Origin of the sequence: Streptomyces sp. SudanB52_2052 (assembly GCF_964272415.1) — a bacterium.
GTDB lineage: Bacteria > Actinomycetota > Actinomycetes > Streptomycetales > Streptomycetaceae > Streptomyces > Streptomyces olindensis.
This window is the reverse complement of record NZ_OZ186796.1, coordinates 3,187,008-3,210,607: the sequence shown is the minus strand read 5'-3', so window position 1 is coordinate 3,210,607 and position 23,600 is coordinate 3,187,008. Positions and strand designations below refer to the sequence as shown.

Genomic DNA, 23,600 nt, shown 5'->3' with positions numbered 1-23,600 from the left:
CGTACGTGACCATCATCGATGAAGTGGCCGAGAGTCCCGCCCCCGACGGCTCGGGGGGCGCGGACCGCCCGCTGCTGGAAGTCCGCGACCTGCACGTGGAGTTCCGCACGCGCGACGGGGTCGCCAAGGCCGTCAACGGCGTCAACTACTCCGTCTCCGCGGGCGAGACGCTCGCCGTGCTCGGCGAGTCCGGCTCCGGCAAGTCCGTCACCGCCCAGGCCATCATGGGCATCCTCGACATGCCGCCCGGCCGCATCCCCAAGGGCGAGATCCTCTTCCGCGGCCAGGACATGCTGAAGATGTCCAACGAGGAGCGCCGGAAGATCCGCGGCAGCAAGATCGCGATGATCTTCCAGGACGCGCTGTCCTCGCTGAACCCGGTGCTCTCCGTCGGCTACCAGCTCGGCGAGATGTTCCGCGTCCACCAGGGCCTGTCCAAGAAGGACGCCAAGGCCAAGGCGATCGAGCTGATGGACCGCGTGAAGATCCCGGCCGCGAAGGAGCGCGTCAGCGACTACCCGCACCAGTTCTCGGGCGGTATGCGCCAGCGCATCATGATCGCGATGGCGCTCGCCCTGGAGCCGGACCTGATCATCGCGGACGAGCCCACCACGGCCCTCGACGTGACGGTCCAGGCGCAGGTCATGGACCTGCTCGCGGAGTTGCAGCGCGAGTACCACATGGGCCTGATCCTGATCACCCACGACCTCGGCGTGGTCGCCGACGTCGCGGACAAGATCGCGGTGATGTACGCGGGCCGGATCGTGGAGACCGCCCCGGTGCACGAGCTGTACAAGCGGCCCGCGCACCCCTACACCAAGGGCCTGCTCGACTCGATCCCGCGCCTGGACCAGAAGGGCCAGGACCTGTACGCGATCAAGGGTCTGCCGCCCAACCTGACGCGGATCCCGTCCGGTTGTGCCTTCAACCCGCGGTGCCCGCAGGCGCAGGACATCTGCCGTACGGACGTCCCGCCGCTGCACCAGGTCACCGAGCGGGACGGCGGCGAGCTGGCCGGCCGCGGCAGCGCCTGCCACTTCTGGAAGGAGACGATCCATGGCTGAGTTGGAGAAGACGGACGAGTCCATGGACGCCACCCCCAACGTCACCGAGGTGGAGACGGTCGACGCCGCCACCGACGAGGAGGCCGTGGCCGCCATGCAGGCCCCGGTCGAGCGCGGCGAGCCGATCCTGCAGGTGCGCAACCTGGTCAAGCACTTCCCGCTGACCCAGGGCATCCTCTTCAAGAAGCAGGTCGGTGCGGTCAAGGCCGTGGACGGGGTCTCCTTCGACCTCTACCAGGGCGAGACGCTCGGCATCGTGGGCGAGTCCGGCTGCGGCAAGTCCACCGTCGCCAAGCTGCTGATGATGCTGGAGAAGGCGACCGCGGGCGAGATCTTCTACAAGGGCCAGGACATCACCAAGCTGTCCGGGCGTGCGCTGAAGGCGGTCCGCCGGAACATCCAGATGGTGTTCCAGGACCCGTACACCTCGCTCAACCCCCGTATGACGGTGGGCGACATCATCGGGGAGACCTTCGAGATCCACCCCGAGGTGGCGCCGAAGGGCGACCGCCGCCGCAAGGTCCAGGAACTCCTGGACGTGGTCGGCCTCAACCCCGAGTACATCAACCGCTATCCGCACCAGTTCTCGGGCGGTCAGCGCCAGCGCATCGGCATCGCCCGCGGCCTCGCGCTCAACCCCGAGATCATCATCTGCGACGAGCCGGTCTCCGCGCTGGACGTGTCCGTCCAGGCGCAGGTCATCAACCTGATGGAGAAGCTGCAGGACGAGTTCAACCTCTCCTACCTCTTCATCGCGCACGACCTGTCGATCGTCCGGCACATCTCGGACCGGGTGGGCGTGATGTACCTCGGCAAGATGGCCGAGATCGGCACGGACACGGAGATCTACGACCACCCGACGCACCCCTATACCCAGGCGCTGCTGTCGGCCGTCCCGGTTCCCGACCCGGAGTCCCGCGAGGGGCGCGAGCGGATCATCCTCACCGGCGACGTCCCGTCCCCGGCCAACCCGCCCTCGGGTTGCCGCTTCCGCACCCGCTGCTGGAAGGCCCAGGACAAGTGCGCCCAGGAGGTGCCCCTCCTGGCCATCCCGGAGCGCTTCCAGGGCTCGGACTCCCCGGCGGCCCACGAGTCGGCCTGCCACTTCGCGGAGGAGAAGGACGTGGTCCACGCGGCCTGACCCCCGGGTCTCAGGGCCGGTCTCCCGTGGCGCTTCGCCTCGGGGGCCGGCCCTTTCGGCATGCGGACCGGCGCGTGACATAAGCGCACACATGCGCAGCAATCGCGTTAACACGCAGGCAACTTGGCCGACCCGGTCCCGATATACGGACGCGTCAGGCTGTTCAGCGTACGGCCGTGCGGGTGCCGTAAACGGGCCGGGGCGCGCCATGTCGCCCCGGCCCGTTGCCGTGCTCAGGTGCGCGGGAGGCTCAGGGAGCGCTTCAGGAAGTCCACCTGGAGCAGGAGCAGGTTCTCGGCGACCTGTTCCTGGGGGGTGATGTGCGTGACCCCGGACAGCGGCAGCACCTCGTGCGGCCGACCGGCCGCCAGCAGGGCCGAGGACAGGCGCAGGGCGTGGGCGACCACCACGTTGTCGTCGGCGAGGCCGTGCACGATCATCAGCGGGCGGTGCGGCTCGGCGGGGGAGGAGAGTCCGTCCGGGGTGACCAGGGAGCTCGTCGCGTACGGCTCCGGGTGCTCCGCGGGGACGCCGAGGTAGCGCTCCGTGTAGTGCGTGTCGTACAGCCGCCAGTCCGTCACGGGCGCGCCCGCGATCCCCGCGTGGAAGACGTCGGGGCGGCGCAGCACCGCCAGGCCCGCCAGCCAGCCGCCGAAGGACCAGCCGCGGATCGCCACCCGGGACAGATCCAGGGGATACCGCCGCGCGAGGTCCTCCAGCGCCTCCACCTGGTCGTCCAGCGACACGGTGAAGTCGTGGTGGACCGCCTTCTCCCAGGCGGGGGAGCGGTGCGGGGTGCCGCGGCCGTCCGCGACCACCACCGCGAAGCCCTGGTCCGCGAACCACTGCGAGGTGAGGTGCGCGTTGTGGGCCGCGGCCACCCGCTGGCCGTGCGGGCCCCCATAGGGGTCCATGAGCACCGGCAGGGGGGTGTCACCGGCGTAGTCCCGAGGCATAAGCACGGCGCACGGGATGCGGCGTGCGCCCCCCTCGGTGAGCGTCACGCGGGGGGACATACCAGGATCTTCGGCGTACGAGCGGACAGTCGCGGTCGGTTTTCCGTCGCGCAGGACCTGCACCCGCGAACCCGGCCGGTCGAGCGTCGCCGAGACCAGGACCGTCACACCCCCGGCCCGCACCGCCGTGTGCACGCCCGGCTCCTGGGACACCCGCTCCACGCCCAGCTCGTTGACCCGGTACACATGCACCTGGCCCGTCTCCGCCTCGGCCGCCTCCTCGCCCGCCGACGCCGAGACCAGCACGTCGTCGTCGGAGACGTCCAGCACGGCCCTGACGTGCAACTGTGCCCCGGTGAGCGGCCGTTCCCCGACCGCCAGCACCCGCGCACCGCCCTCGTCCGCGATCCGGACCAGTTGCCCGGACGGGCTCCAGCACGGCACCCCGGCGAAAAGTTCAAGCCATGTTGGATCTTCGTCGGCGTGCACCATCCGTGTCGCGCCCGAGTCCGGATCCACGGCCAGGATCAGCTGGCCGCGCTGGTCGCGCGACTGCACGAGCAGCAGCGGCGCACCCGCCCCTGACCAGTGCACACGGGCCAGATACGGGTACCGCGCCCGGTCCCAGGCCACCTCCGTGCGCGCCCCGTCCAGGCCGATCACGAACAGCCGGACATCCGCGTTGCCGGTGCCCGCCGCCGGATACGCCACCCGCTGCGGCTCCCTTTCCGGATGCGCCGGGTCGGCGATCCACCACCGCTCCACCGGCGTGTCGTCCACGCGCGCCACGAGCAGCCGGTCCGACTCCGGCGCCCACCAGAAACCGCGCGCCCGCCCCATCTCCTCGGCCGCGATGAACTCGGCCAGTCCGAACGAGACATTCTCCGACTCCGGCTCGGCGAGCGCCCGGTCGGCCTCCCCCTCGGCGCCCACCACCCGCAGCGAGCCTTGGGCCACGTAGGCGACATGCCGCCCGTCGGGCGACGGACGCGGGTCGATCACCGGCCCCGGAGTGGGCAGTTCACGCGCCGTCCCGGCCCGCAGCTCGGCCGTGAAAAGCCGCCCTGACAAGGCGAAAGAGGCCAACTCGACGGCCGAGTCAGTGGCGTACCCGACGATGCCGGCGCCGCCCTCACGGCTGCGTTCGCGCCGGGCCCGCTCCTCCGGCGAGAGGTCCTCCGAGGCACCGCCCAGCAGGGCGCGCGGGTCGGCGGCCACGCGCTCCCCGCCCTCCTCCGTGTCGAGGACCCACAGCGAACTCGCCCGGTCCGTGCCGGAACCGGAGCGCAGGAACACGACACGCGAACCGTCGGGCGCCACGGTGAACGAACGCGGCGCGCCGAGCGTGAAGCGCTGGGTACGGGCGTGCCGTCGGGGGAAGGAGTCAGGCTCGGTCGTCATGCCCTGACCATATTGGCCATGCGCCCCCTTGTGCGGCCGTGCGCCGATCGATGCGCACGGACGGATAGTTATGATCAATGTCGCATAGTGGGTATGAACCTGCTGGCTGCTGTACGGATTTAATGCCCCCATAGTCCGACCCCCCGCGCCCCTGTGGATCTTTGGAGGTGAGCCGCCGTGGCACTCTCGATTTCGGCGGTGGTGCTGCTGGCGATCATCGTCTTCCTGCTCATCAAGAAGTCAGGGCTGAAGGCGGGGCACGCCATCGTGTGCATGCTGCTCGGCTTCTACCTCGCCTCCTCGACCGTCGCTCCCACGATCAACGAGCTGACGACCAACATCGCGGGCATGATCGGCAGCATCAAGTTCTGACCGTCGCGGGACCTCGTAGGGTGGGCCCATGACGGAACAGCCCTCCCGGCGTCTGCTGCTGGTGCACGCGCACCCGGACGACGAGTCGATCAACAACGGCGCGACCATGGCCAGGTACGCGGCCGAGGGTGCCCACGTCACGCTCGTCACCTGCACCCTCGGCGAGCGCGGCGAGGTCATCCCGCCGGAGCTCGCGCACCTGACCGGTGCCGCCCTGGGGCAGCACCGCCGCCGTGAGCTCACCGCCGCCATGGCCGAGCTCGGCGTCCAGGACTTCCGCCTGCTCGGCGGCGCCGGACGCTACAGCGACTCCGGGATGATGGGCCTGCCCGACAACGACGACCCCGCCTGCTTCTGGCAGGCCGACGTCGACGAGGCCGCCGCCCACCTCGTCGAGGTGATCCGCGAGGTGCGCCCCCAGGTCCTCGTCACGTACGACGACAACGGCGGCTACGGCCACCCCGACCACATCCAGGCCCACCGCGTCGCCATGCGCGCCGCCGAGCTGTCCGCCGAGACCGGCTGGAAGATCCCCAAGATCTACTGGAACCGGGTCCCCCGGCCTGTTGTGGAGGAATCCTTCGCCCGGCTCCGGGAGGACCTGTCCGGCACCCCCTTCACCAAGACGGCCGAGGTCGACGACGTACCCGGTGTCGTGGCCGAGGAGCGGATCACCACCGTGATCGACGGCACCGCCCACGGCGCCGCCAAGGCCGCCGCGATGCGCGCCCACGCCACCCAGATCACCGTGGCGGAGCCGTACTTCGTGCTGTCCAACGAACTCGCCCAGCCGATCCTCACCACCGAGTACTACGAGCTGGTGCGGGGCGGGCGTGGCCCCGGGGAGCGGGAGACGGACCTGTTCGCCGGTGTCGAGGAGGCCTCATGAGCGACCGGACGCCGATGCTCGCCCAGCCGATCCGGCCGCCCTCCCTCGGACGGGCCGTCGCCTGCCTGGGCTTCTTCCTGCTCGGGGCCGTCGTCGGGGCGGCCGGGGCGCTCGTGCAGCCCGGCTGGTTCCCGGGCGGGCTGCTCCTCGCCCTGGCCGGTGAGGCGGGGCTCGTCCTCGGCGCCGCCCAGGTCACGCGCGGCCGGGCGGGGGGCGTCGCGGCCGCCGCCGGCTGGATGCTCGCCGTCGTCCTGCTCACCGCCAGCCGCCCGGAAGGCGACTTCCTCTTCGCCGCGGGGAGCGGCTCCTACCTCTTCCTGCTCGGCGGCATCGGCGTGGCTGTGATGTGTGCCACCTTCGCCCGGGTGCGGCAACCTGACGGCGGTCCCGTCCGACTTGGCAAGTGACGTACCACTTCGCCAGGACCTGCGCGTGGGGGTCCGGTGTGGGTTTCCATGGCGGTCCGGGGATACGGGTGAGAAGTGGCCAGTATGGTGGTGCGCGCCGCCGAGCTGCCCGCGTGAGGTTGTGTCGGGCGGCGGAGCCAACCGGGAGAACCTGCCTTGAGTCGTGAAACTGACACTCCGTCCTCCGGGCCCAACGGGCGCGGCGGAGCCGCCTACCCGTCGGGTACGCCGCCGTACGGGACCCCGGCGGTCTCCGACGGCGGTACGGGCGCGGACCGTTCGGCCGCGCGGCCGGAGGAACGCAAGACCGAGACCACGCTGACGACCCGGATCCGGATCAACATCCCCGGGTCGCGGCCCATTCCGCCGGTGGTCGTGCGCAAGCCCGTCGCGGAAGCGGACGGCTCGGGCGACACCGACACGCGCGGTGAAGCGCCGACGGCGCCGGGGGGCACGGCGTCCCGGGGCACGGGCACGGGCACGGCCGAGTCTCCCGCCGAGTCGGCTCAGTCCACCGACGACAAGCCGGCCAGCGACTGGTTCGCACCCCGTAAGTCCGGCGGCGGCAAAGGCGGTCAGGGCGGCGGCTCCACCAACGGGGCCGGTCTGCCGAGCGGTTCGGGTCCGGCGGCGTCCGGATCCGGCGCGGGCGCGCCCGGTGGGGCACGGCCCGGTGCCGGGCGGCCCGGAGGCGTCGTCGGCTCCATGAGCGCGCCGGGCGGCTCCCGGTCCGGCGGTACGAACGGCGCGGGGCTCCCGGGCGGCGCGACCGGCGGACCCGTCGCGCCCGGGCACGGCGGCGGCACCGGCTCCTTCGACGTCACCGAGGCGCTGGCGGCGGGCCCGCTCGGCAACGGTTCGCGTCCCGCCCCGGGCAACGGCGGCGAACCGCGCCGCGACGACCTGCCGTACTTCTCGGACAACGGCGGCGGCCGGAACGGCCAGGGCGGCTACGACGACCCGGGCGCGTCCCGCGACTTCGCCGGGAACGGCGGCCCCCGCACGCAGGGCCCGGCCGGCCCGACCGGCGGCCCGGTCACCGGGGACGGCCCGATGGTGCCGTCGGCCGGTGGCCCCTACCACGAGCGGAACGGGCACGGCGGTTTCGCCGAGCCCGGTCCGGGCGGTCCCGGGTCCGGCGGACCCGGTGGTTTCAGTGAGCCGGGCGGTCCGGGTGGCCCGGGCGGACCTGGCGCATACAACGAACCGGGTGGCCCCGGAGGGTCTGACCCCTTCGGCGAGCCGGGTGGCCCCGGTGGCCCCGGTCGTCCGGGCGCCTTCAACGAGCCCGGCGGCCCTGGCGGCGCTCCCGGTGGACCCGGTGGTGGCCCCGGTGGTGCTCCCGGTGGCCCCGGCGGCCCCGGTGGATATGACGAGCGCGGCGGTCCCGGCGGTCCGGGCGCCTTCGGCGGACCCGGTGGCCCGGGCGGCCCTGGGGCCCCCGGCGCGCCCGGCACCCCTGGTACGCCCGGTGCTCCGAGCGCCTTCAACGACCCCGGCCGACCGGGAGGCCCCGGCGCACCCGCCGGTCCCGGCGCCATAGGCGGCCCGGGTGCGCCCGGCGCGCCCGGCGCGCCCGGCACACCCGGCGGCCCCTCCGGTGCGGGAGGCCCTGGCGGCCCCGCGGCCACGGGCGGCCACGCAACCGTGGGCGGGCCGGGTGGTCCCGGTGGCCCGGGCGGCCCCGCAGGCCCCGGGGGCGGCGCCCCCACCGGCCGGGGCGCCGCAGGCCACGGCGCCGCAGGCCCTGGTGGCGGCATGAGTGATGACACCGCCATCCTCACCCCGCAGAAGCCGGCCCCCGAGCCGCCCGACGGCCAGGGCTACGCCCCCCGCCACGACAACGTCTCCGGGCACACGGTCACCAGCGGCATCCCCGTCGTACCGCCCGGCACGGCCTCGCCGTTCGGCCCGGGCGCGCCCGGCGACGGCCCGGTGCCGCACACAGCCCCGAAGCTGCCCGAGCCGGTCTCGCCGCCCCCGGCGAGCTCCGCGAAGGCGCCCAAGAAGAAGGGGCGCAACAAGCTCGTGCTGCTCGCCGCGGGCGTGGTCGTCCTGGCCGGTGGCGTCTACGGCGCCGGCCTGCTGATGAACCGCACCGACGTGCCCAAGGGCACCACCGTGCTCGGCGTCGACATCGGCGGCGGCACCCGCGACGACGCGGTCAAGAAGCTGGACGAGGCCTTCGACGGCCGCGTCGGCAAGGAGCTGAAGCTGTCGGTGGGCGGCAAGACCGTCGCCCTCGACCCGGACAACGCCGGCCTCCAGTTCGACATGGACGCCACGGCCGACGCGGCGGCGAAGAGCGACTACAACCCGGTCTCCGTGATCGGCTCGCTGTTCGGCAACCACCGGGTCGTCACGCCCGTCATGCCCGTCGACGAGGAGAAGCTGCACGCGTCCCTGGAGAGCGCGGCAGGCGGTGCCGGCTCGGTCACCGAGGGCACGATCAAGTTCGAGCCGGGCAAGGCCGTCGCCGTCTACGGCAAGGCGGGCAAGGGCATCGACCTCGACAAGTCGACCGCGGCGGTGGAGGAGGCGTACCGCGCCCAGGTGGAGACCGGTACGGCCACGACGGTCGACGTCCCGACGACCACCCAGCAGCCGAAGATCTCCAACGCCGAGGTCGACCGGATGATGAACACGTTCGCCAGGCCGGCGATGTCGGGCATCGTCACGGTCGAGGCGGGCGGCGTGGAGGTCAAGTTCAGCCCCCAGAACTCCCTCTGGAAGTTCCTCGCCGTCAAGCCGGTCGGCAACAAGCTGGTCGAGTACTACGACAAGCCCGCCCTGAAGGAGCTGTACGGCGGAGCCTGGGACAGCGTGCTGATCACCCGGGGCAACGGCAAGAAGACCCCGGTGACGCCCGACGACGTCATCGGCGCCATGCGCCAGGCCCTGCTCGGCAAGACGGCGGCGGACCGCGTCGCCGTGATCGAGACGAATCCCAGTTAGCGCGAGCGGTTCGCAGGGCGCCCCGGTCGACGGCCGGGGCGCCCTTTCGCGTGCGGAGGGCGTCCGAAGCGGAACGCGCCGCGGAAGGCGGCCCGGGTCCTCCGCCGAGCCCGGCCACCGCGGGCGACAGCGACCTCACCGTCCTGGACGAGCCCACCACCGGCATGGACGTCACCACCCGCCAGGCCTTCTGGGCCACCATGCGCGAGCAGGCCGACCAGGGCCGGACCGTCCTCTTCGCCACCCACTACGTCAACGGGTTGGCGCCCTCCGCCAGGGCCGCTGCCGTGAGCGTCGGGTCGATGACGCGTTCGCCGGTGAGGACCTTGCGGATCGCCTCGGCCAGTTGGGCGGCGACGCACCCGCACCCGCGATCCCACACGTGCCGCTACGGCGAGGGGCGTCAGTTGAGCATCGCCCTCGCCGCCGAAGCCTCCCCCCGCACCCGCCCGGCCGCGGCCTCGTCCACGGCCTCCACCACCTCCGCATAGGCCTCCAACTCCGCGGCCCCACCCACGAAATCCCCCCGCTGAACGAGCAACCGCGCCCGCTCGTACCGCAGTCGCGCGGGATGCGACGGCAGCAGCAGCGACAACTCGACCGCCCACAACGCCACATCCGACCGTTCGGGCCGGGCCGCCGCCCACGCCCGCACGTTGTTCAGGATCCGCAGCACCACGTCCAGCGGATCGGCCGGCCGCAGCATCGCCGCGTCCAGCCGCGCCCCCGTCGCCCCGGCCACCAGCAGCTCCGCGTCCGCGCCGCTCAGCACCCGCCCCCCGTCGAACGGATCCGCCAGCACCTGCCCCTCCTCGGGTCCGAACCCGACCACGAAATGACCCGGCAGAGCCACCCCGTACACCGGCGCCCCCGCCCGCCGGGCCACCTCCATCCACACCACCGACAGCAGGATCGGCAACCCCCTGCGCCGCGTCAGCACCTCGTGCAGCAGCGAGGACTCCAGCCGCTGGTAGTCGGCAGGAGCGCCGTGGAAGCCCATCCGGTCACCGAGCAGCTCCCGCAGGGCGACCGCCCACGCCCGCGGCCCGCCGGGCCGGTACGGCACCAGTCCGGCCAGCCGGTCCAGCTCGACCTGCGCGGCGTCGATGCCCGCCTCGTCCAGCGCCCCGTCCGCCTCCGCGCCCACCAGCAGGCACAGCGCCGACAGATCGGGCCGCTCGGACCGGGCCTCTTCCGCGAACCGCCGCCGCAGCTCGGCGGAACGCTCCGGGGGCGGTGGGTACGGGGGACGCATAGCTGGCTCGTGCCCTCTCACGACGATCGATTACCGGCCGGTGCCGTCGGCGTCCGGCGCCCGGTAGTGGTGGTAGGCGTGGTGCGCGGCGAAGCCCATGCCGGCGTACAGCGCCCGCGCCTCCGCGTTGTCGGCCTCCACCTGGAGCCACGCGGCCGAGGCGCCCTCGTCGAGGGCCTGCCGGGCCAGCGCCGCCATCACGGCCGTCCCCAGCCCCTGCCGACGCAGCTCCGGATCGACCTCGACCGCGGCGAACCCGGCCCACCGCCCGTCGACGACACACCGCCCGATGGCCGCCGGAGGCGCCCCCTCCGCCGCACCGGGCACGGTCGCGAACCACACCGACGGCCCGGACCCCAGCACCCGCAGTGCCACCTCGCTCACGCCCTTGCGCTGATACCGGGCCAGCCACCCCTCGCCGGCCTCCCGGGACAGCTCGACCACCGCCGGATCGCCCCGGTCGGCGACCGGCGCCAGCGCCCCGACCCACAGCTCGGCCGTCACCTCCCGCACCCAGCCCCGCTCGTCCAGCTCGGCGCAGAGCAGCTCCTGCGTGCTCTCGGCGCCGGTCGCGGTCTGGACGTAGGCGGGCAGTCCGCGCTCGCCGTACCACCTGCGGACCGCGTCGAGCGCATCGTCGAGGGGCACGCCCGGGGCGCCGAGCGGCAGCACCGAATTGGCCCGGCGCGTGAAGCCGGACGCGGCCCGCAGCTCCCAGTCCCCGAGTCGCTCGCTCTCCACGGGCCGCCAGGCCCGCGCTGCGACCCGGGCCAGCTCCTCGTAGGAGGCGGCCGGACCGCGGCGACGCGCCGGGGCGGCGGGGACGATCTTGCCCGCGACCAGCGCTGATTCCGCGATGCGGACGCTCTCGCCACTCTTGCGTGTGATCAGCAGCACACCCTTGTCCCATGATGTGAGAACACCGACCGTATCGGTGAACTTCTCACCCGGGGGACCATGTTCGATCAAGCTCCGCACGGAGACCCGTTTGCCCACGTCAGCAGCGGTGATACGGACCTCGAGTCGCCCGGCGGCAGAGATTTCCACAGGTCGGTTCACCCCTCCTGTTCGGATCATGCCCAGGAACGGAGATACTAGGGGCGGGCATCGACGACGCCGCGCTCCCGCGCGCCAGGCGGCGGAGCCTGAGGAGGCCCGCCAGCGCCCTATCGAGGAGGAACGACAGCGTGACCTACGTCATCGCGCAGCCTTGTGTCGACGTCAAGGACAAGGCGTGCATCGAGGAGTGCCCGGTCGACTGCATCTACGAGGGCCAGCGGTCCTTGTACATCCACCCGGACGAATGCGTCGACTGCGGGGCCTGTGAGCCGGTCTGCCCGGTCGAGGCCATCTTCTACGAGGACGACACTCCCGAGGAGTGGAAGGACTACTACAAGGCGAACGTCGAGTTCTTCGACGAGCTCGGTTCCCCGGGCGGCGCCAGCAAGCTGGGTCTGATCGAGCGCGATCACCCGTTCATCGCCGCGCTGCCGCCGCAGGCCGAGTAATCCCGTCAGCGGCCCGCACTCCGTGCCGCCTCGGTCCCGTACGGCCCGATCACGCCCGATCGCCGTGCGGGGCCGAGGCGTTTGCCGCGACCACTCGGCTCGTACGTACCAGAAAGTGAGCCAGAACCCGTGTCCGCAGTCTCCGACCGCCTCCCCACCTTCCCCTGGGACAAGCTGACGCCGTACAAGGCCACGGCCGCCGCCCACCCGGACGGCATCGTCGACCTGTCCGTCGGCACCCCGGTCGACCCGGTCCCCGAGCTGGTCCAGAAAGCCCTGGTCGCCGCGGCGGACTCCCCGGGTTACCCGACCGTCTGGGGCACGCCCGAGCTGCGCGACGCGATCACCGGCTGGGTGGAGCGCCGCCTCGGCGCCCGGGACGTCACCCACCGCCACGTCCTGCCGGTCGTCGGCTCCAAGGAGCTCGTCGCCTGGCTGCCGACCCAGCTGGGCCTCGGCCCCGGCGACCGGGTGGCCCACCCGCGCCTGGCCTACCCGACGTACGAGGTCGGCGCCCGCCTGGCCCGGGCCGAGTACGAGGTCTACGACGACCCGACCGCGCTCGACCCGGCCGGCCTGAAGCTCCTGTGGCTGAACTCCCCGTCCAACCCGACGGGCAAGGTCCTGTCGAAGGCGGAGCTGACCCGGATCGTCGCGTGGGCCCGGGAGCACGGCGTCCTGCTCTTCTCCGACGAGTGCTACCTGGAACTGGGCTGGGAGGCCGACCCGGTCTCGGTGCTGCACCCGGACGTCAACGGCGGCTCGTACGACGGCATCGTGTCCGTGCACTCCCTCTCCAAGCGCTCGAACCTCGCCGGCTACCGGGCGGCCTTCCTGGCCGGTGACCCGGCCGTCCTCGGCCCGCTCCTGGAGATCCGCAAGCACGGCGGCATGATGACGCCCGCGCCGACCCAGGCGGCGGTGATCGCGGCCCTCGGCGACGACGAGCACGTGCGCGTGCAGCGCGAGCGCTACGCCGCCCGGCGCGAGCTGCTGCGCGAGGCGCTCCTCGCCCGCGGCTTCCGCATCGAGCACAGCGAGGCCAGCCTCTACCTGTGGGCCACCCGGGGCGAGTCCTGCTGGGACACGGTCGCCCACCTCGCGGAGCGGGGCATCCTGGTGGCCCCGGGCGACTTCTACGGACCCGCGGGCGCCGAGTTCGTCCGCGTGGCGCTGACCGCGACGGACGAGCGGGTGGCGGCGGCGGTACGGCGCCTCTGACCGCTGCCGCGGTGCCCGGGCATGCCGAAGGGGTCCAGGGAAGCTCCCTGGACCCCTTCGGGCCTCGGAAACCGGCGTCAGCCGACCGGCAGACCCTTCACCGGCAGCGAGTCGGCGGACGGCACACCACCCTTGGTCTGGCCGTCCGTCGGCAGTCCGCCCTGGGCCGAACCGGCCGCGTCACCGACGAGCTGCCCGGCGGAACCCGCCGCGTCACCGGCCGCCTTCTGCGTGACGGGCGTGGTCTTCTTGACCGCCTTGCCGCCGGTCTTGCCCGCGGCCGGCACCGCCTTCTTGACGGCCTTGCCGTCGGTGTCACCCGCGGACTCGGTGACGTTCTGCGCGGCGCCGTCGACGGTGTTGCCGACGTTCGCCCCGTCCAGGGCGGTCAGCCCGCCGAGGTTCGGGGTGGCCGGCAGCTCTGGGGCCGCGCTGGCGGAGCCGGCCGCACCGACCCCGGCAGCCGCTCCCGCAGCGACGATCAGCGCGGCACGGGCGATCCGGCGGGTCAGGGGGAGGGACATGGTGCTCCTTCGACGGAGAGAACAGTGAGCATCGTGAGGTGTCCGACCGGGTTCGGGAGTTGATCGACTGGCTGTTGATCGCCCCGGCTCGGACGCAGTGACTACCGCTCGAAGCCCGCGAAGGTTGCGGCGCCGCAACGTAAAGAGTTGGTAATGCGTCGCATTATCGGCTGCGGATGAAAACGGGCAAAGAGAATCCCTCAGGGGAGCCCGCCGAATCCTTCCAGCCCTTTGTTCCCAAGGGTTCTCACGGATGTCCTGACGCGACGGCGCAAACCCGCGCACCCCGTCGCCGCCGAGCCCCGCGACTGACCCTCCCGGGTGAGTCCCCGCACCCTTGCGCGAGCTAGCCCATCGTGACGATGCGGACCGCGTCCGCGTTGCGCTGCGATCCCGCGGTGCCCTTCGTCGGGGCGTCCCGCCACTCGCTGGCGGTGTTCCCGGCGACCCACTCCCGGCCCGCGTACGTCACCCGCGCGATGTGCAGCTCGGAGGCGTTGGCCACGGCCCAGTGCGCCAGCTGCCAGCCGCGCTGGTCCAGGCTCCGTCCGCCGGCCGCACTCGTGTCGGACGCCACCGGCAGCGTCACCGTCCGGCCGCCGTCCCCCTCCGCGGGGCTCGGCGACGGCGACGGCGTGGCCGCCGAGGAGGTGCCCACCTCGGCGCCGGCCGGCTCCAGCACATCGCGCCCGAAGTCCCGCGCGAGTGCGGCCCGCACCCCGTCCGGGCCCGTCGCCCGGGTCGCTGCCGGGCGGCCCTCGCAGGTCAGCGTGGCCGCGGACTGCCCGGTGAGGGCCGCGGCGAGCAGCGCGGCGTCCGGCTCGTGCTTGGCGTAGGCCTGCGGGAAACCGCTGCGCTGCACGCGCTGCGCGGCGACCGTGAGCGGCAGCCGCGTGTAGCCGGGCACCTTGACCAGGTGCTCGTAGAACTCGCCCGCCGAGTACGTCGGGTCCATGATCTCCTTCGGCGTTCCCCAGCCCTGCGAGGGCCGCTGCTGGAACAGGCCGAGGGAGTCCCGGTCGCCGTGGTCGATGTTGCGCAGGCTCGACTCCTGGAGCGCGGTCGCCAGCGCGATGGTCACGGCCCGCTCCGGCAGGCCGCGCGCGGTGCCCACGGCGGTGATCGTCGCCGCGTTCACGGCCTGCTCGGGCGTGAAGGCGTACGACGCCCCGTCGCCCTTGCCGGAGACGACTTTGCAGCCCGGCTCGCCCGTGCCCCCGGTGACGTACTGCACGACGAGGTAACCGGCGACCGCGAGCAGGATCACGAAAGCGGACCCGCATCGGAAGAGGCGGCCACGACGTTTGGAAGAGGACGGCTCTGGCACGCCGTACAAGGTACTGGAGAGTACGGAGTGCCATGTGCCGGGTGGGGAAGGTGTGCACCGGGCATGGCGCGTTAGGGTCGACGGCATGGCCGACACCTCGCTTGACCTCACGCTGGACGCCGCGGAGCTCACCGCCCGGCTCGTCGACTTCCGCTCCGAGAGCGGCACCGAGAAGCCGCTCGCGGACGCGATCGAGACCGCGCTGCGCGCGCTGCCCCACCTGACGGTCGACCGGTACGGCAACAACGTCGTGGCCCGCACGAACCTGGGCCGCGCGGAGCGGGTGATCCTGGCCGGACACATCGACACCGTCCCCGTGGCGGACAACGTCCCCTCCCGGCTCGACGAGGACGGCGTCCTGTGGGGCTGCGGCACCTGCGACATGAAGTCGGGCGTCGCCGTGCAGCTGCGCATCGCGGCCACGGTCCCGGCCCCGAACCGCGACCTGACCTTCGTCTTCTACGACAACGAGGAGGTCGCCGCGGAGCTGAACGGCCTCAAGCACGTCTCCGAGGCGCACCCCGAGTGGCTGGAGGGCGACTTCGCGGTCCTCCTGGAGCCGTCGGACGGCCAGGTCGAGGGCGGCTGCCAGGGCACGCTGCGGGTGCTGCTGAAGACCACGGGCGAGCGGGCCCACTCGGCACGCGGCTGGATGGGCTCCAACGCGATCCACGCGGCGGCCCCGATCCTGGCCCGCCTCGCCTCCTACGAGCCCCGGTGGCCGGTGATCGACGGCCTGGAGTACCGCGAGGGCCTGAACGCGGTCGGTATCACCGGGGGAGTGGCCGGCAACGTCATCCCCGACGAGTGCGTCGTCACCGTCAACTTCCGCTACGCGCCCGACCGCACGCCCGAGGAGGCCGTCGCCCACGTCCGGGAGGTCTTCGCGGACTGCGGGGTGGCGGAGTTCGAGGTCGTCGACCACAGCGGCGCGGCGATGCCCGGCCTGTCCCACCCGGCGGCCAAGGCGTTCATCGAGGCGGTCGGCGGCACCCCGATGCCGAAGTACGGCTGGACCGACGTCTCCCGCTTCTCGGCCCTGGGCGTCCCGGCGGTCAACTACGGCCCGGGCAACCCCCACTTGGCGCACAAGCGGGACGAGCGCGTGGAGGTCGCGAAGATCCTCGCGGGCGAGGAGCGGCTGCGGAACTGGCTGACCGCCTGACCTCGCCGGGACGCCATCGTGTTTACGGCGCTTCATCGCGGACATGCTCACGTCCCTCGTTCGTAACCCGCGTAGATCTACGCTGAGGTGGAACGACAGGCACGACGGAGGGAGCGCACATGGCGACCGGCAACCCCGAGGGGAAGAAGCAGCCGCCGGAGGAGAAGCGCCTGGGCCCGGTCCTCCAGCGGCGGGATCAGGTACAGGCCAGCACGACCGACCAGCGGCTGCTGGACGAGCGGGCCCCCTCCGACTGGGTCCACACCGACCCCTGGCGCGTACTGCGCATCCAGTCGGAGTTCATCGAGGGCTTCGGCACCCTCGCCGAACTCCCGCCCGCGATCAGCGTGTTCGGCTCGGCCCGGACGCCGGCGGACTCGCCCGAGTACGAGGCCGGGGTCCGGCTCGGGCGAGGGCTGGTGGACGCGGGCTTCGCGGTCATCACGGGCGGCGGCCCCGGCGCGATGGAGGCGGCCAACAAGGGCGCCGTCGAGGCGCGCGGCATCTCGGTCGGCCTGGGCATCGAGCTGCCGTTCGAGCAGGGGCTGAACCCGTACGTCGACATCGGCCTCAACTTCCGCTACTTCTTCGTGCGGAAGATGATGTTTGTCAAGTATGCCCAGGGATTCGTCGTTCTGCCCGGCGGCCTCGGCACCCTCGACGAACTCTTCGAGGCCCTCACCCTCGTCCAGACCCAGAAGGTCACCCGCTTCCCCATCGTGCTCTTCGGCACGGAGTACTGGGGCGGCCTGGTGAACTGGCTCCGCGACACGGTGATCGCGCAGGGCAAGGCGGCGGAGAAGGACCTGCTGCTGTTCCACGTGACGGACGACGTGGACGAGGCGGTGGCGCTGGTGTCGAAGGAGGCGGGCAGGTAGGGGCCCGGGGCCCCGGGGGGGATGGAGCCCCCTGGTACTCGGTCAGGCCAACCCGCGCCGGGCGACGGCAGGACCCCGATGCCCCGCGATCGCCGAGACCATGTCCACCACCTGCCGCGTCTCCGCGACCTCGTGCACCCGGTACACCTGCGCCCCCAGCCACGCGGACACGGCCGTCGTCGCCAACGTGCCGACCACCCGCTCCTTCACGGGCCGGTCCAGCGTCTCCCCGACGAAGTCCTTGTTGGACAGCGACACCAGCACCGGCACCCCGTGGCGACCATCTCGTCCAGCCGCCGCGTCGCCTCCAGGCTGTGCCGCGTGTTCTTCCCGAAGTCGTGCCCGGGGTCGATCATGATCGACTCCCGTGGCACGCCCAGCGCCAACGCCCGCTCGGCCAGCCCGACCGTCACCCGAAGGATGTCGGCCATGACGTCGTCGTACTCGATCCGGTGCGGCCGGGTCCGCGGCTCCGCACCTCCCGCGTGCGTGCACACGAGCCCGACCTTGTAGCGCGCGGCGACCTCCGCGAGCCCCGGGTCGACCCCGCCCCACGCGTCGTTCAGCAGGTCCGCCCCGGCCTCGCACACGGCCTGGCCGACCTCGGCCCGCCACGTGTCCACGCTGATGATCACGTCCGGGAACCGCCGCCGTACCTCCGCCACGAACCCGACCGTCCGCCGGGCCTCCTCCGCGGCCGTGACCTCCTCGCCCGGCCCCGCCTTGACCCCGCCGATGTCGATGATCGCGGCGCCCTCGGCCACGGCCTGCTCCACGCGCGCGAGGGCCGGCTCGTCGCGGAAGGTGGCGCCCTGGTCGTAGAAGGAGTCCGGGGTCCGGTTCACGATCGCCATGATCACCGGCTCGTGCGGCCCGAATTCCCGCCTGCCCAGCCTGAGCATTCCCTGTGACCTTTCCTGGTACGTCCCCGTCTTCCGCCGCCTGCGACCCTAACTGTCGGAGTCGCATGGCACGATCGGAGCCTGACAACATCCGACTCGGAGGACTCCGAGGGCTTCGAGGAGTCCGTGGAGTCCGATCCATCCGACCGTGGGGGCCCCGCGATGGTTATGTTCCTGTTCCTGGTCGTCGCGCTCGCCGTCGTGGTCGCCGCGGTGACCCTCGCCGTGGTGGGCGGCGGAGAGAACGGCCCGCTGCCCGAGGCCGCCCCCGAGCGGCTGCGTGACCCGCTGCCGCCGGACCGCCCGGTCGACCGCGCGGACGTGGAGGGCCTGCGCTTCCCGCTCGCCGCCCGCGGCTACCGCATGGCGGACGTGGACGACGCCCTCAGCCGCCTGGGCGCCGAGCTCGCCGAACGCGACGCCCGCATCGCCGACCTGGAGTCGGCCCTGGCGGGCGCCCGAGCGGCCTCCGCCCACGGCCCGATGCACGCGTCCGGGGAGCACCACGTCTCCATGGACAAGCCCGCCCCGAGGCAGGAGGACCGGCCGTGAGCGACGGCGCCGCCCTCGCCGGCCCGGACGGCGCGCTGCGCTGCCCCTGGGCCCTGTCCGCCCCGGAGTACGTGGCGTACCACGACGAGGAGTGGGGCCGCGCGGTCCACGGCGACGACGCGCTGTTCGAGCGCCTCAGCCTGGAGGCGTTCCAGTCCGGTCTGTCCTGGATCACGATCCTGCGCCGTCGGCCGGGCTTCCGCGTCGCCTTCGCCGACTTCAAGATCGCTTCGGTGGCCGCCTTCACGGACGAGGACCGCGAGCGCCTCCTGGCCGACGCCGGCATCATCCGCAACCGGGCCAAGATCGACGCGACCCTCGCCAACGCGCGCGTGCTCGCCGAGTGGTCCCCCGGCGATCTGGACGCCCTGATCTGGTCCCACGCCCCGGACCCGGCCACCCGCCCGGCCCCGAAGACGCTCGCGGACGTACCGCCCGTCACCCCGGAGTCGACGGCCCTGTCCAAGGCCCTCAAGAAGCGAGGCCTCCGCTTCGTGGGCCCGACGACGGCGTACGCCCTGATGCAGGCGTGCGGCCTGGTCGACGATCACCTGGCAGCATGCGTGGCGAGAAGCGCCCTTTCAGGGGCGCGGGGAACTGCGCGATCGACCCCGTAGCACCCGCAGCTCCCCACGACGCGAAGGCCCCGAGCTCACCGGCCCAGATACTTGGGCTTCTCCTTGTTGACGAAGGCCTGCACGGCGATCGCGTGATCCTCGGAGGACCCGGCCCGCGTCTGCAGCTCGTCCTCCTTCTCCAGCGCCTCCTCCAGGGAGTGCGTCAGCCCGAACGCCACCGACTCCTTCAGCGCCGCGTACGCCACCGTCGGCCCCTCGGCCAGCGCCCACGCCACCTTCTCGGCCTCCGCCCGCAGCTCACCGGCGGGCACCAGCCGGTTCGCGACACCGAGGTCGTACGCCTCCTGCGCGCTGATGCTCCGCGGGAAAAGCAGCAGGTCGGTGGCGCGTCCCGGTCCGACGACCCGGGGCAGCGTCCAGGAGATCCCGGAGTCCGCGGTCAAGGCGACCCCCGCGAACGATGTGTTGAACGCCGCCGTGTCCGCCACGATCCGGTAGTCCGCGGCGAGCGCGAAACCGAAGCCCGCCCCCGCCGCCACCCCGTTCACCGCGGCGACGACCGGCTTCGCCGCCCCGGCCAGTGCCCGCACGATCGGGTTGTAGTGCTCCCGCACCGTGCTCATGGTCTGCCCCGAGCCGGTCTCCCGGTCCTGGACCAGCAGGCCGATGTGCTCCTTGAGGTCCTGTCCGACGCAGAACGCCCGGTCACCGGCGGCGGTCAGCAGCACCGCCCGTACGGCGGGATCGCCCGCCGCGGACTCGACCGCCTCCCGCAGGGCGACCTTGGCCGCCACGTTCAGCGCGTTCATCGCCTCCGGGCGGTTCAGCGTGATCGTCGCGAGTCCGTCGCTCACCTCGTAGAGCACGGTGTCGGCCATGGCGTATCCCCTCCGTGTCGCGGCTCGGGGACGTACCGGCCGGTACGTCCCGGGTCTGCAGGACAGCATGACGGAGATCGCCGACCGCGGACCGGACCGGACGTGTGACCTGCGTCAAAGAATTCTCACCCGGATCCGTTCGGTGGATGTGAGCACGGCGGCGGAGTATCGCAGTCTCATCGCCGAATTGAGTGGTTTTGCTCGCGTGCGTTGCCCAAGCGATGCCTACTGATGTTGGTCATCGGGTCCTGCGATGCGGGATAATGGCTTGGAAGCAATGTGTTCGATGCCGGTGTCGCGTGTCCTGCCACAAGGACCGCACGTGTGCCCTTCTCAGGGCCGTCGGCTTTGACGATGAGCTGGGTTTCAGGAAGGGGAACGAGCATGGCGGCCATGAAGCCGCGGACGGGCGATGGCCCGCTCGAGGTGACCAAGGAGGGGCGGGGCATCGTCATGCGCGTTCCGCTCGAAGGCGGCGGTCGGCTCGTCGTCGAGCTGACCCCGGACGAGGCCGACGCCCTGGGCGACGCCCTCAAGAAGGTCGTCGGCTGACGCGCAAGCGACCATACCCTTTCAGCTGCCCCGGCATCACATGAGGTGCCGGGGCGGCTGTTTTCTCACCGCTGACTTTCGCCTGCCCCGGCTTGCGTTCCGCTAACGTGCCCGCGGGCTACCGTTTCACCGCGCACAGCAGACCGTCGCCCACCGGCAGCAGCGACGGCACCAGCTCCTGGCTCTCGCGCACCGCGCGCAGCAGCTCCCGCAGTCGCAGCACCTCGGTGGGCTGCGGGCCGGAGTCCACGGTCCGGCCGTTCGCGAAGGCGCCCTCGAAGACGACCAGGCCACCGGGGCGGAGCAGCCGCAACGATTCAGCGAGGTAGTCCATCACCTCGAGGCGGTCGCCGTCGCAGAAGACGAGGTCGTAGCCGGCGTCGGCCAGGCGGGGCAGCACGTCCAGGGCGCGGCCCGGGATGAAGCGGGCCCGGTTGCTGGCGAAGCCCGAGGCGCGGAAGGCCTGGCGGGCGAACTGCTGGTGCTCCGGCTCCGGGTCCACGGTCGTCAGCACACCGTCGGGCCGCATGCCGTGCAGGAGGTGGATGCCGGAGACGCCGCAGCCGGTCCCGATCTCCGCGACGGCCTTCGCGTCGACGGACGCGGCCAGCAACCGCAGCGCGGCGCCCGTGCCGGGCGACACCGAGCGCAGCCCTGCCTCACGGGCCCGGTCCCGGGCCCAGCGCAGCGCTTCGTCCTCGGCGACATAGGCGTCGGCGAACGCCCAGCTCGTCTGCCGGTTGCCGGTAATGACCCTCTCCTGTCCCCGTGAATGCCTGGGCGTGACTGTATCCGTTGGGCCCGGGAACCCGCAGATGGGACCGGTCGTTTAGAGGGATGAGCAAGCGGCGCGGGCCGGGACGGGGGGCAGGCAGTGGATCAGGACGCCGAGCAAGTGCCGACGCAGCAGTACGAGGCGTATCAGCCCAGATCAAATTCTCGTAAAACCGCTTATCCGGTCCTAACGGGCGAGGTGGCTATGGTAGGGGCTCCACTGGACACCACCAGAGCTGACAGGGGAGGTGCGGCTGCGCCTGTGGATCGCGGAGGAGTGCTCCGGCGCTTCCTCGGATCAGCGGGCAGGCCGACATCCGTGAACGACACCGCTGCTGACCACCACGCCGCCGGCTTCGCCCAGACCGCGACCTTCACCACCGACGCGGACGGGCAGGCGTGGACTCCGCCCACGTGGGAGGAGATCGTCAGCACGCACAGCGGCCGGGTCTACCGGCTCGCCTACCGTCTGACCGGCAACCAGCACGACGCGGAGGACCTCACGCAGGAGGTCTTCGTCCGCGTCTTCCGCTCCCTGTCGACGTACACGCCCGGCACCTTCGAGGGCTGGCTGCACCGCATCACCACGAACCTGTTCCTGGACATGGTCCGCCGCAAGCAGCGCATCCGCTTCGACGCGCTCGGCGAGGACGCGGCCGAGCGGCTGCCCAGCAAGGAGCCCACGCCCCAGCAGGTCTTCAACGACGCGCACTTCGACGCGGACGTCCAGCAGGCCCTCGACACCCTCGCCCCCGAGTTCCGCGCCGCGGTCGTCCTGTGCGACATCGAAGGACTGTCGTACGAGGAGATCGCCGCGACCCTCGGCGTCAAGCTCGGCACGGTCCGCTCGCGGATCCACCGCGGCCGCTCCCAGCTGCGCAAGGCCCTCGCGCACCGCTCCCCGGAGGCGCGCGCCGAGCGCCGCTCCTTCGTGCCGCGTGTTCCCGCCCTGGGAGGAGGGGGCGCGAGCGCGTGAGCGGATCACGGCCGAAAGCTTCCGAGGGACACCTCGCAGAGCAGCACCTGGGAGACCGACTCTCCGCCCTGGTGGACGGAGAGCTCGGTCATGACGCGCGTGAGCGCGTACTGGCGCACGTGGCCACCTGCCCGAAGTGCAAGGCGGAGGTGGACGCCCAGCGCCGGCTGAAGAACGTCTTCGCGGAAGCGGCCCCGCCGCCTCCCTCCGAAAGCTTCCTGGCCCGCCTGCAGGGACTACCCGCGGGCGGCGGCCCGGACGGTGACGACCTGCCGCCGGGCGGGGGAGGGCTGCCCGGTGGACTGTCCGGACGGTTCGGATCGTCCGGCGCCTTCGGGGTGAAGCGCGGCGACCGGTTCGAGTTCGGGTACGCCCCGTCCCGGCCGCACCTGCCCGTGCTGCCGTCCTCCGCGGGGGACGGGCGCCGCCCCGGGGGCGACCGCGGCCTCCCCTCCGACCAGCGCGGCCTGCCGTCGGGAAGCCGGGGCTTCCGGATCCACGACGTCGGCCGGCACGAGACGGACCGATCCTCCTCGCGGCTGCGGTTCGCCTTCGTGGCCGCCGGGGCCGTGTCCCTGGCGGCGATCGCCCTCGGCGGCGTCACCACCGGCAGCCCGACCGACGCGGAAGCCCGCGGCGGCTCCGGCACGGGAAGCAACGTGACCCCGATGCGCACGCCGGGCACGGGCGCCGCCACGGCGCCCGAATCCCAGCGGCGCCGGGCCGTGGCGCCGCTGCTCGGGCAGGTGCACGGCCAGAGCGCGCTCGGCGACACCGCCGCCGCGCCGACCGAGGTGTCCGCGCCCCTGCTGCCCGGAGTGCCGCACTCCGCCGCCCGGCACCAGGTGGTGCACGCGCTGACCGCCCCGGTGGTGGCCGGCGCGGCCGTCATGTCCCCGCTGATACGCCCGCTGGATGCGGCCCCGCCGGCCCCCCTGCACTCATGGGCGGCGGTCCCCGAGATCACGGCGCCCCTGCTCGCCGTGCCCCTCCCGGACACCACCTCGTCCCCCTCTCCGCCCTCCTCCTCGCACGCGGCCCGCTGACCGGCCTCTGCGCACCGGCCCGCGAACCTGATTGAATCCCGGGGGTGGCGCCCCGGCCGAGGGCCGGCCGGGCGCCGATTCGACGAACTGCGGCCACCGCCGACGAGCCGTGCCGCGGCTGTGCTGTGGGGAGAGCATGAACGAGGGGAAGCCCACGAAAGCGAAGTGGTGGAGCCGTCCACGCCCGCAGGGCCCGTCGGGGGAGCCGGAGAGCACGGACGGGCCCGTGGCGGCGGAGCCGGCCGAGGCCGCGGGGCGGGCGACGCCCCCGCCGACCTC

23 protein-coding genes and 3 pseudogenes are annotated in these 23,600 nt (G+C 72.7%); 17 read left to right on the top strand and 9 right to left on the bottom strand.

The window, feature by feature from the left end; genetic code table 11:
• The first annotated feature begins 5 nt into the window (after nucleotides 1–5).
• Both ACSUPV_RS13995 and ACSUPV_RS13990 read left to right on the top strand, forming a co-directional pair.
• Nucleotides 6–1,064: an ABC transporter ATP-binding protein gene (locus tag ACSUPV_RS13995; protein WP_031119178.1), complete on the top strand. Its 1,059-nt coding sequence runs from the start codon at nucleotides 6–8 to the stop codon at nucleotides 1,062–1,064.
• Nucleotides 1,057–2,205 (top strand): ABC transporter ATP-binding protein, encoded by a 1,149-nt coding sequence (locus ACSUPV_RS13990; RefSeq protein ID WP_037757765.1) that lies wholly within the window; start codon nucleotides 1,057–1,059, stop codon nucleotides 2,203–2,205. Before ACSUPV_RS13995 ends, ACSUPV_RS13990 begins: the two co-directional genes overlap by 8 nt.
• A gap of 233 nt (nucleotides 2,206–2,438) precedes the next feature.
• On the opposite strand, the gene ACSUPV_RS13985 is transcribed toward ACSUPV_RS13990, so the two are convergent.
• Nucleotides 2,439–4,562 (bottom strand): prolyl oligopeptidase family serine peptidase, encoded by a 2,124-nt coding sequence (locus ACSUPV_RS13985; protein WP_436947579.1) that lies wholly within the window; start codon nucleotides 4,560–4,562, stop codon nucleotides 2,439–2,441.
• Between the two features lie 177 nt (nucleotides 4,563–4,739).
• On the opposite strand from ACSUPV_RS13985, the gene ACSUPV_RS13980 reads away from it, so the two are divergent.
• The 5 genes and pseudogenes from ACSUPV_RS13980 to ACSUPV_RS13960 form a co-directional block, all read left to right on the top strand.
• The gene (locus tag ACSUPV_RS13980; RefSeq protein WP_030842840.1) at nucleotides 4,740–4,934 is read left to right on the top strand and encodes a hypothetical protein; all 195 of its coding nucleotides are present in this window, start codon (nucleotides 4,740–4,742) and stop codon (nucleotides 4,932–4,934) included.
• Nucleotides 4,935–4,962: 28 nt separating this feature from the next.
• On the top strand, nucleotides 4,963–5,823 hold the full coding sequence (gene mshB, locus ACSUPV_RS13975; protein ID WP_037757772.1) for an N-acetyl-1-D-myo-inositol-2-amino-2-deoxy-alpha-D-glucopyranoside deacetylase: 861 nt from the start codon (nucleotides 4,963–4,965) through the stop codon (nucleotides 5,821–5,823).
• Nucleotides 5,820–6,230 carry a DUF6113 family protein gene (locus ACSUPV_RS13970; RefSeq protein ID WP_031119174.1) on the top strand — a complete coding sequence of 137 codons (411 nt, stop codon included), beginning with the start codon at nucleotides 5,820–5,822 and terminating at the stop codon, nucleotides 6,228–6,230. Before mshB ends, ACSUPV_RS13970 begins: the two co-directional genes overlap by 4 nt.
• A gap of 156 nt (nucleotides 6,231–6,386) precedes the next feature.
• Nucleotides 6,387–9,185, top strand: a complete 2,799-nt coding sequence (locus ACSUPV_RS13965; RefSeq protein WP_436947578.1) for a hypothetical protein — start codon at nucleotides 6,387–6,389, stop codon at nucleotides 9,183–9,185.
• 113 nt (nucleotides 9,186–9,298) lie between these two features.
• Nucleotides 9,299–9,439 (top strand): annotated as a pseudogene (locus tag ACSUPV_RS13960) (ABC transporter ATP-binding protein); the annotation flags it as partial.
• Here ACSUPV_RS13960 and ACSUPV_RS13955 read toward each other — a convergent pair.
• From ACSUPV_RS13955 to ACSUPV_RS13945, 3 genes and pseudogenes are all read right to left on the bottom strand, one after another.
• Nucleotides 9,436–9,540, bottom strand: a pseudogene (locus ACSUPV_RS13955) (DNA-binding response regulator); the annotation flags it as partial. The pseudogenes ACSUPV_RS13960 and ACSUPV_RS13955 sit on opposite strands and share 4 nt — an antisense overlap.
• 48 nt (nucleotides 9,541–9,588) lie before the next feature.
• Nucleotides 9,589–10,440: a transglutaminase-like domain-containing protein gene (locus tag ACSUPV_RS13950; RefSeq protein WP_359786527.1), complete on the bottom strand. Its 852-nt coding sequence runs from the start codon at nucleotides 10,438–10,440 to the stop codon at nucleotides 9,589–9,591.
• A gap of 30 nt (nucleotides 10,441–10,470) precedes the next feature.
• Nucleotides 10,471–11,487 carry a GNAT family N-acetyltransferase gene (locus ACSUPV_RS13945; RefSeq protein ID WP_436947577.1) on the bottom strand — a complete coding sequence of 339 codons (1,017 nt, stop codon included), beginning with the start codon at nucleotides 11,485–11,487 and terminating at the stop codon, nucleotides 10,471–10,473.
• A 140-nt stretch (nucleotides 11,488–11,627) separates the two neighbouring features.
• Here ACSUPV_RS13945 and fdxA point away from each other — a divergent pair, with 140 nt between their 5' ends.
• On the top strand, nucleotides 11,628–11,948 hold the full coding sequence (gene fdxA / locus ACSUPV_RS13940) for a ferredoxin (RefSeq protein ID WP_030929316.1): 321 nt from the start codon (nucleotides 11,628–11,630) through the stop codon (nucleotides 11,946–11,948).
• 129 nt (nucleotides 11,949–12,077) lie between these two features.
• Entirely contained in the window at nucleotides 12,078–13,169 is a 1,092-nt protein-coding gene (locus ACSUPV_RS13935; RefSeq protein WP_037766249.1) for a bifunctional succinyldiaminopimelate transaminase/glutamate-prephenate aminotransferase, read from the top strand.
• 77 nt (nucleotides 13,170–13,246) lie between these two features.
• Here ACSUPV_RS13935 and ACSUPV_RS13930 read toward each other — a convergent pair whose 3' ends face one another.
• Entirely contained in the window at nucleotides 13,247–13,693 is a 447-nt protein-coding gene (locus tag ACSUPV_RS13930; protein ID WP_031119168.1) for a hypothetical protein, read from the bottom strand.
• A gap of 346 nt (nucleotides 13,694–14,039) precedes the next feature.
• Nucleotides 14,040–15,020 (bottom strand): heavy metal transporter, encoded by a 981-nt coding sequence (locus tag ACSUPV_RS13925; RefSeq protein ID WP_436947576.1) that lies wholly within the window; start codon nucleotides 15,018–15,020, stop codon nucleotides 14,040–14,042.
• A gap of 85 nt (nucleotides 15,021–15,105) precedes the next feature.
• On the opposite strand from ACSUPV_RS13925, the gene dapE reads away from it, so the two are divergent.
• Both dapE and ACSUPV_RS13915 read left to right on the top strand, forming a co-directional pair.
• The gene (gene dapE / locus ACSUPV_RS13920) at nucleotides 15,106–16,185 is read left to right on the top strand and encodes a succinyl-diaminopimelate desuccinylase (protein WP_037766254.1); all 1,080 of its coding nucleotides are present in this window, start codon (nucleotides 15,106–15,108) and stop codon (nucleotides 16,183–16,185) included.
• 119 nt (nucleotides 16,186–16,304) lie between these two features.
• Nucleotides 16,305–17,063 carry a TIGR00730 family Rossman fold protein gene (locus ACSUPV_RS13915; protein ID WP_037766257.1) on the top strand — a complete coding sequence of 253 codons (759 nt, stop codon included), beginning with the start codon at nucleotides 16,305–16,307 and terminating at the stop codon, nucleotides 17,061–17,063.
• Nucleotides 17,064–17,105: 42 nt separating this feature from the next.
• Here the strand turns inward: ACSUPV_RS13915 and folP are convergent.
• Nucleotides 17,106–17,965 (bottom strand): annotated as a pseudogene (gene folP / locus ACSUPV_RS13910) (dihydropteroate synthase).
• A 162-nt stretch (nucleotides 17,966–18,127) separates the two neighbouring features.
• Between folP and ACSUPV_RS13905 the strand changes: the two are divergent.
• Nucleotides 18,128–18,517 carry a DivIVA domain-containing protein gene (locus tag ACSUPV_RS13905; protein ID WP_359786542.1) on the top strand — a complete coding sequence of 130 codons (390 nt, stop codon included), beginning with the start codon at nucleotides 18,128–18,130 and terminating at the stop codon, nucleotides 18,515–18,517.
• The gene (locus ACSUPV_RS13900) at nucleotides 18,514–19,134 is read left to right on the top strand and encodes a DNA-3-methyladenine glycosylase I (protein ID WP_051649136.1); all 621 of its coding nucleotides are present in this window, start codon (nucleotides 18,514–18,516) and stop codon (nucleotides 19,132–19,134) included. Before ACSUPV_RS13905 ends, ACSUPV_RS13900 begins: the two co-directional genes overlap by 4 nt.
• A gap of 35 nt (nucleotides 19,135–19,169) precedes the next feature.
• Here ACSUPV_RS13900 and ACSUPV_RS13895 read toward each other — a convergent pair whose 3' ends face one another.
• Entirely contained in the window at nucleotides 19,170–19,973 is an 804-nt protein-coding gene (locus ACSUPV_RS13895) for an enoyl-CoA hydratase/isomerase family protein (RefSeq protein WP_436947575.1), read from the bottom strand.
• Between the two features lie 67 nt (nucleotides 19,974–20,040).
• Between ACSUPV_RS13895 and ACSUPV_RS13890 the strand changes: the two genes are divergently transcribed.
• Nucleotides 20,041–20,205 carry a hypothetical protein gene (locus ACSUPV_RS13890; protein WP_359786546.1) on the top strand — a complete coding sequence of 55 codons (165 nt, stop codon included), beginning with the start codon at nucleotides 20,041–20,043 and terminating at the stop codon, nucleotides 20,203–20,205.
• 152 nt (nucleotides 20,206–20,357) lie between these two features.
• A complete protein-coding gene (locus ACSUPV_RS13885) occupies nucleotides 20,358–20,525 on the top strand; it encodes a DUF3117 domain-containing protein (RefSeq protein WP_003966491.1) in 168 nt (55 codons plus the stop codon).
• Between the two features lie 118 nt (nucleotides 20,526–20,643).
• Here the strand turns inward: ACSUPV_RS13885 and ACSUPV_RS13880 are convergent, their stop codons facing one another.
• A complete protein-coding gene (locus tag ACSUPV_RS13880; RefSeq protein WP_359786788.1) occupies nucleotides 20,644–21,342 on the bottom strand; it encodes an O-methyltransferase in 699 nt (232 codons plus the stop codon).
• A gap of 234 nt (nucleotides 21,343–21,576) precedes the next feature.
• On the opposite strand from ACSUPV_RS13880, the gene sigE reads away from it, so the two are divergent.
• Both sigE and ACSUPV_RS13870 read left to right on the top strand, forming a co-directional pair.
• Nucleotides 21,577–22,275, top strand: coding sequence for an RNA polymerase sigma factor SigE (gene sigE, locus ACSUPV_RS13875; RefSeq protein ID WP_037766263.1), 699 nt, complete (start codon nucleotides 21,577–21,579; stop codon nucleotides 22,273–22,275).
• Nucleotides 22,272–23,321 (top strand): anti-sigma factor family protein, encoded by a 1,050-nt coding sequence (locus tag ACSUPV_RS13870; RefSeq protein WP_436947573.1) that lies wholly within the window; start codon nucleotides 22,272–22,274, stop codon nucleotides 23,319–23,321. The genes sigE and ACSUPV_RS13870 overlap by 4 nt, the downstream gene beginning before the upstream one ends.
• The last annotated feature ends 279 nt before the right edge of the window (nucleotides 23,322–23,600 follow it).

Bases quoted from the DNA above. Each gene is read 5' to 3' on its own strand.
- ACSUPV_RS13990 (WP_037757765.1), top strand. From the start codon at position 1,057: ATGGCTGAGTTGGAGAAGACGGACGAGTCCATGGACGCCACCCCCAAC.
- ACSUPV_RS13985 (WP_436947579.1), bottom strand. From the start codon at position 4,562: ATGACGACCGAGCCTGACTCCTTCCCCCGACGGCACGCCCGTACCCAG.
- mshB (WP_037757772.1), top strand. From the start codon at position 4,963: ATGACGGAACAGCCCTCCCGGCGTCTGCTGCTGGTGCACGCGCACCCG.
- ACSUPV_RS13970 (WP_031119174.1), top strand. From the start codon at position 5,820: ATGAGCGACCGGACGCCGATGCTCGCCCAGCCGATCCGGCCGCCCTCC.
- ACSUPV_RS13950 (WP_359786527.1), bottom strand. From the start codon at position 10,440: ATGCGTCCCCCGTACCCACCGCCCCCGGAGCGTTCCGCCGAGCTGCGG.
- ACSUPV_RS13930 (WP_031119168.1), bottom strand. From the start codon at position 13,693: ATGTCCCTCCCCCTGACCCGCCGGATCGCCCGTGCCGCGCTGATCGTC.
- dapE (WP_037766254.1), top strand. From the start codon at position 15,106: ATGGCCGACACCTCGCTTGACCTCACGCTGGACGCCGCGGAGCTCACC.
- ACSUPV_RS13915 (WP_037766257.1), top strand. From the start codon at position 16,305: ATGGCGACCGGCAACCCCGAGGGGAAGAAGCAGCCGCCGGAGGAGAAG.
- ACSUPV_RS13905 (WP_359786542.1), top strand. From the start codon at position 18,128: ATGGTTATGTTCCTGTTCCTGGTCGTCGCGCTCGCCGTCGTGGTCGCC.
- ACSUPV_RS13895 (WP_436947575.1), bottom strand. From the start codon at position 19,973: ATGGCCGACACCGTGCTCTACGAGGTGAGCGACGGACTCGCGACGATC.
- ACSUPV_RS13890 (WP_359786546.1), top strand. From the start codon at position 20,041: ATGACGGAGATCGCCGACCGCGGACCGGACCGGACGTGTGACCTGCGT.
- ACSUPV_RS13885 (WP_003966491.1), top strand. From the start codon at position 20,358: ATGGCGGCCATGAAGCCGCGGACGGGCGATGGCCCGCTCGAGGTGACC.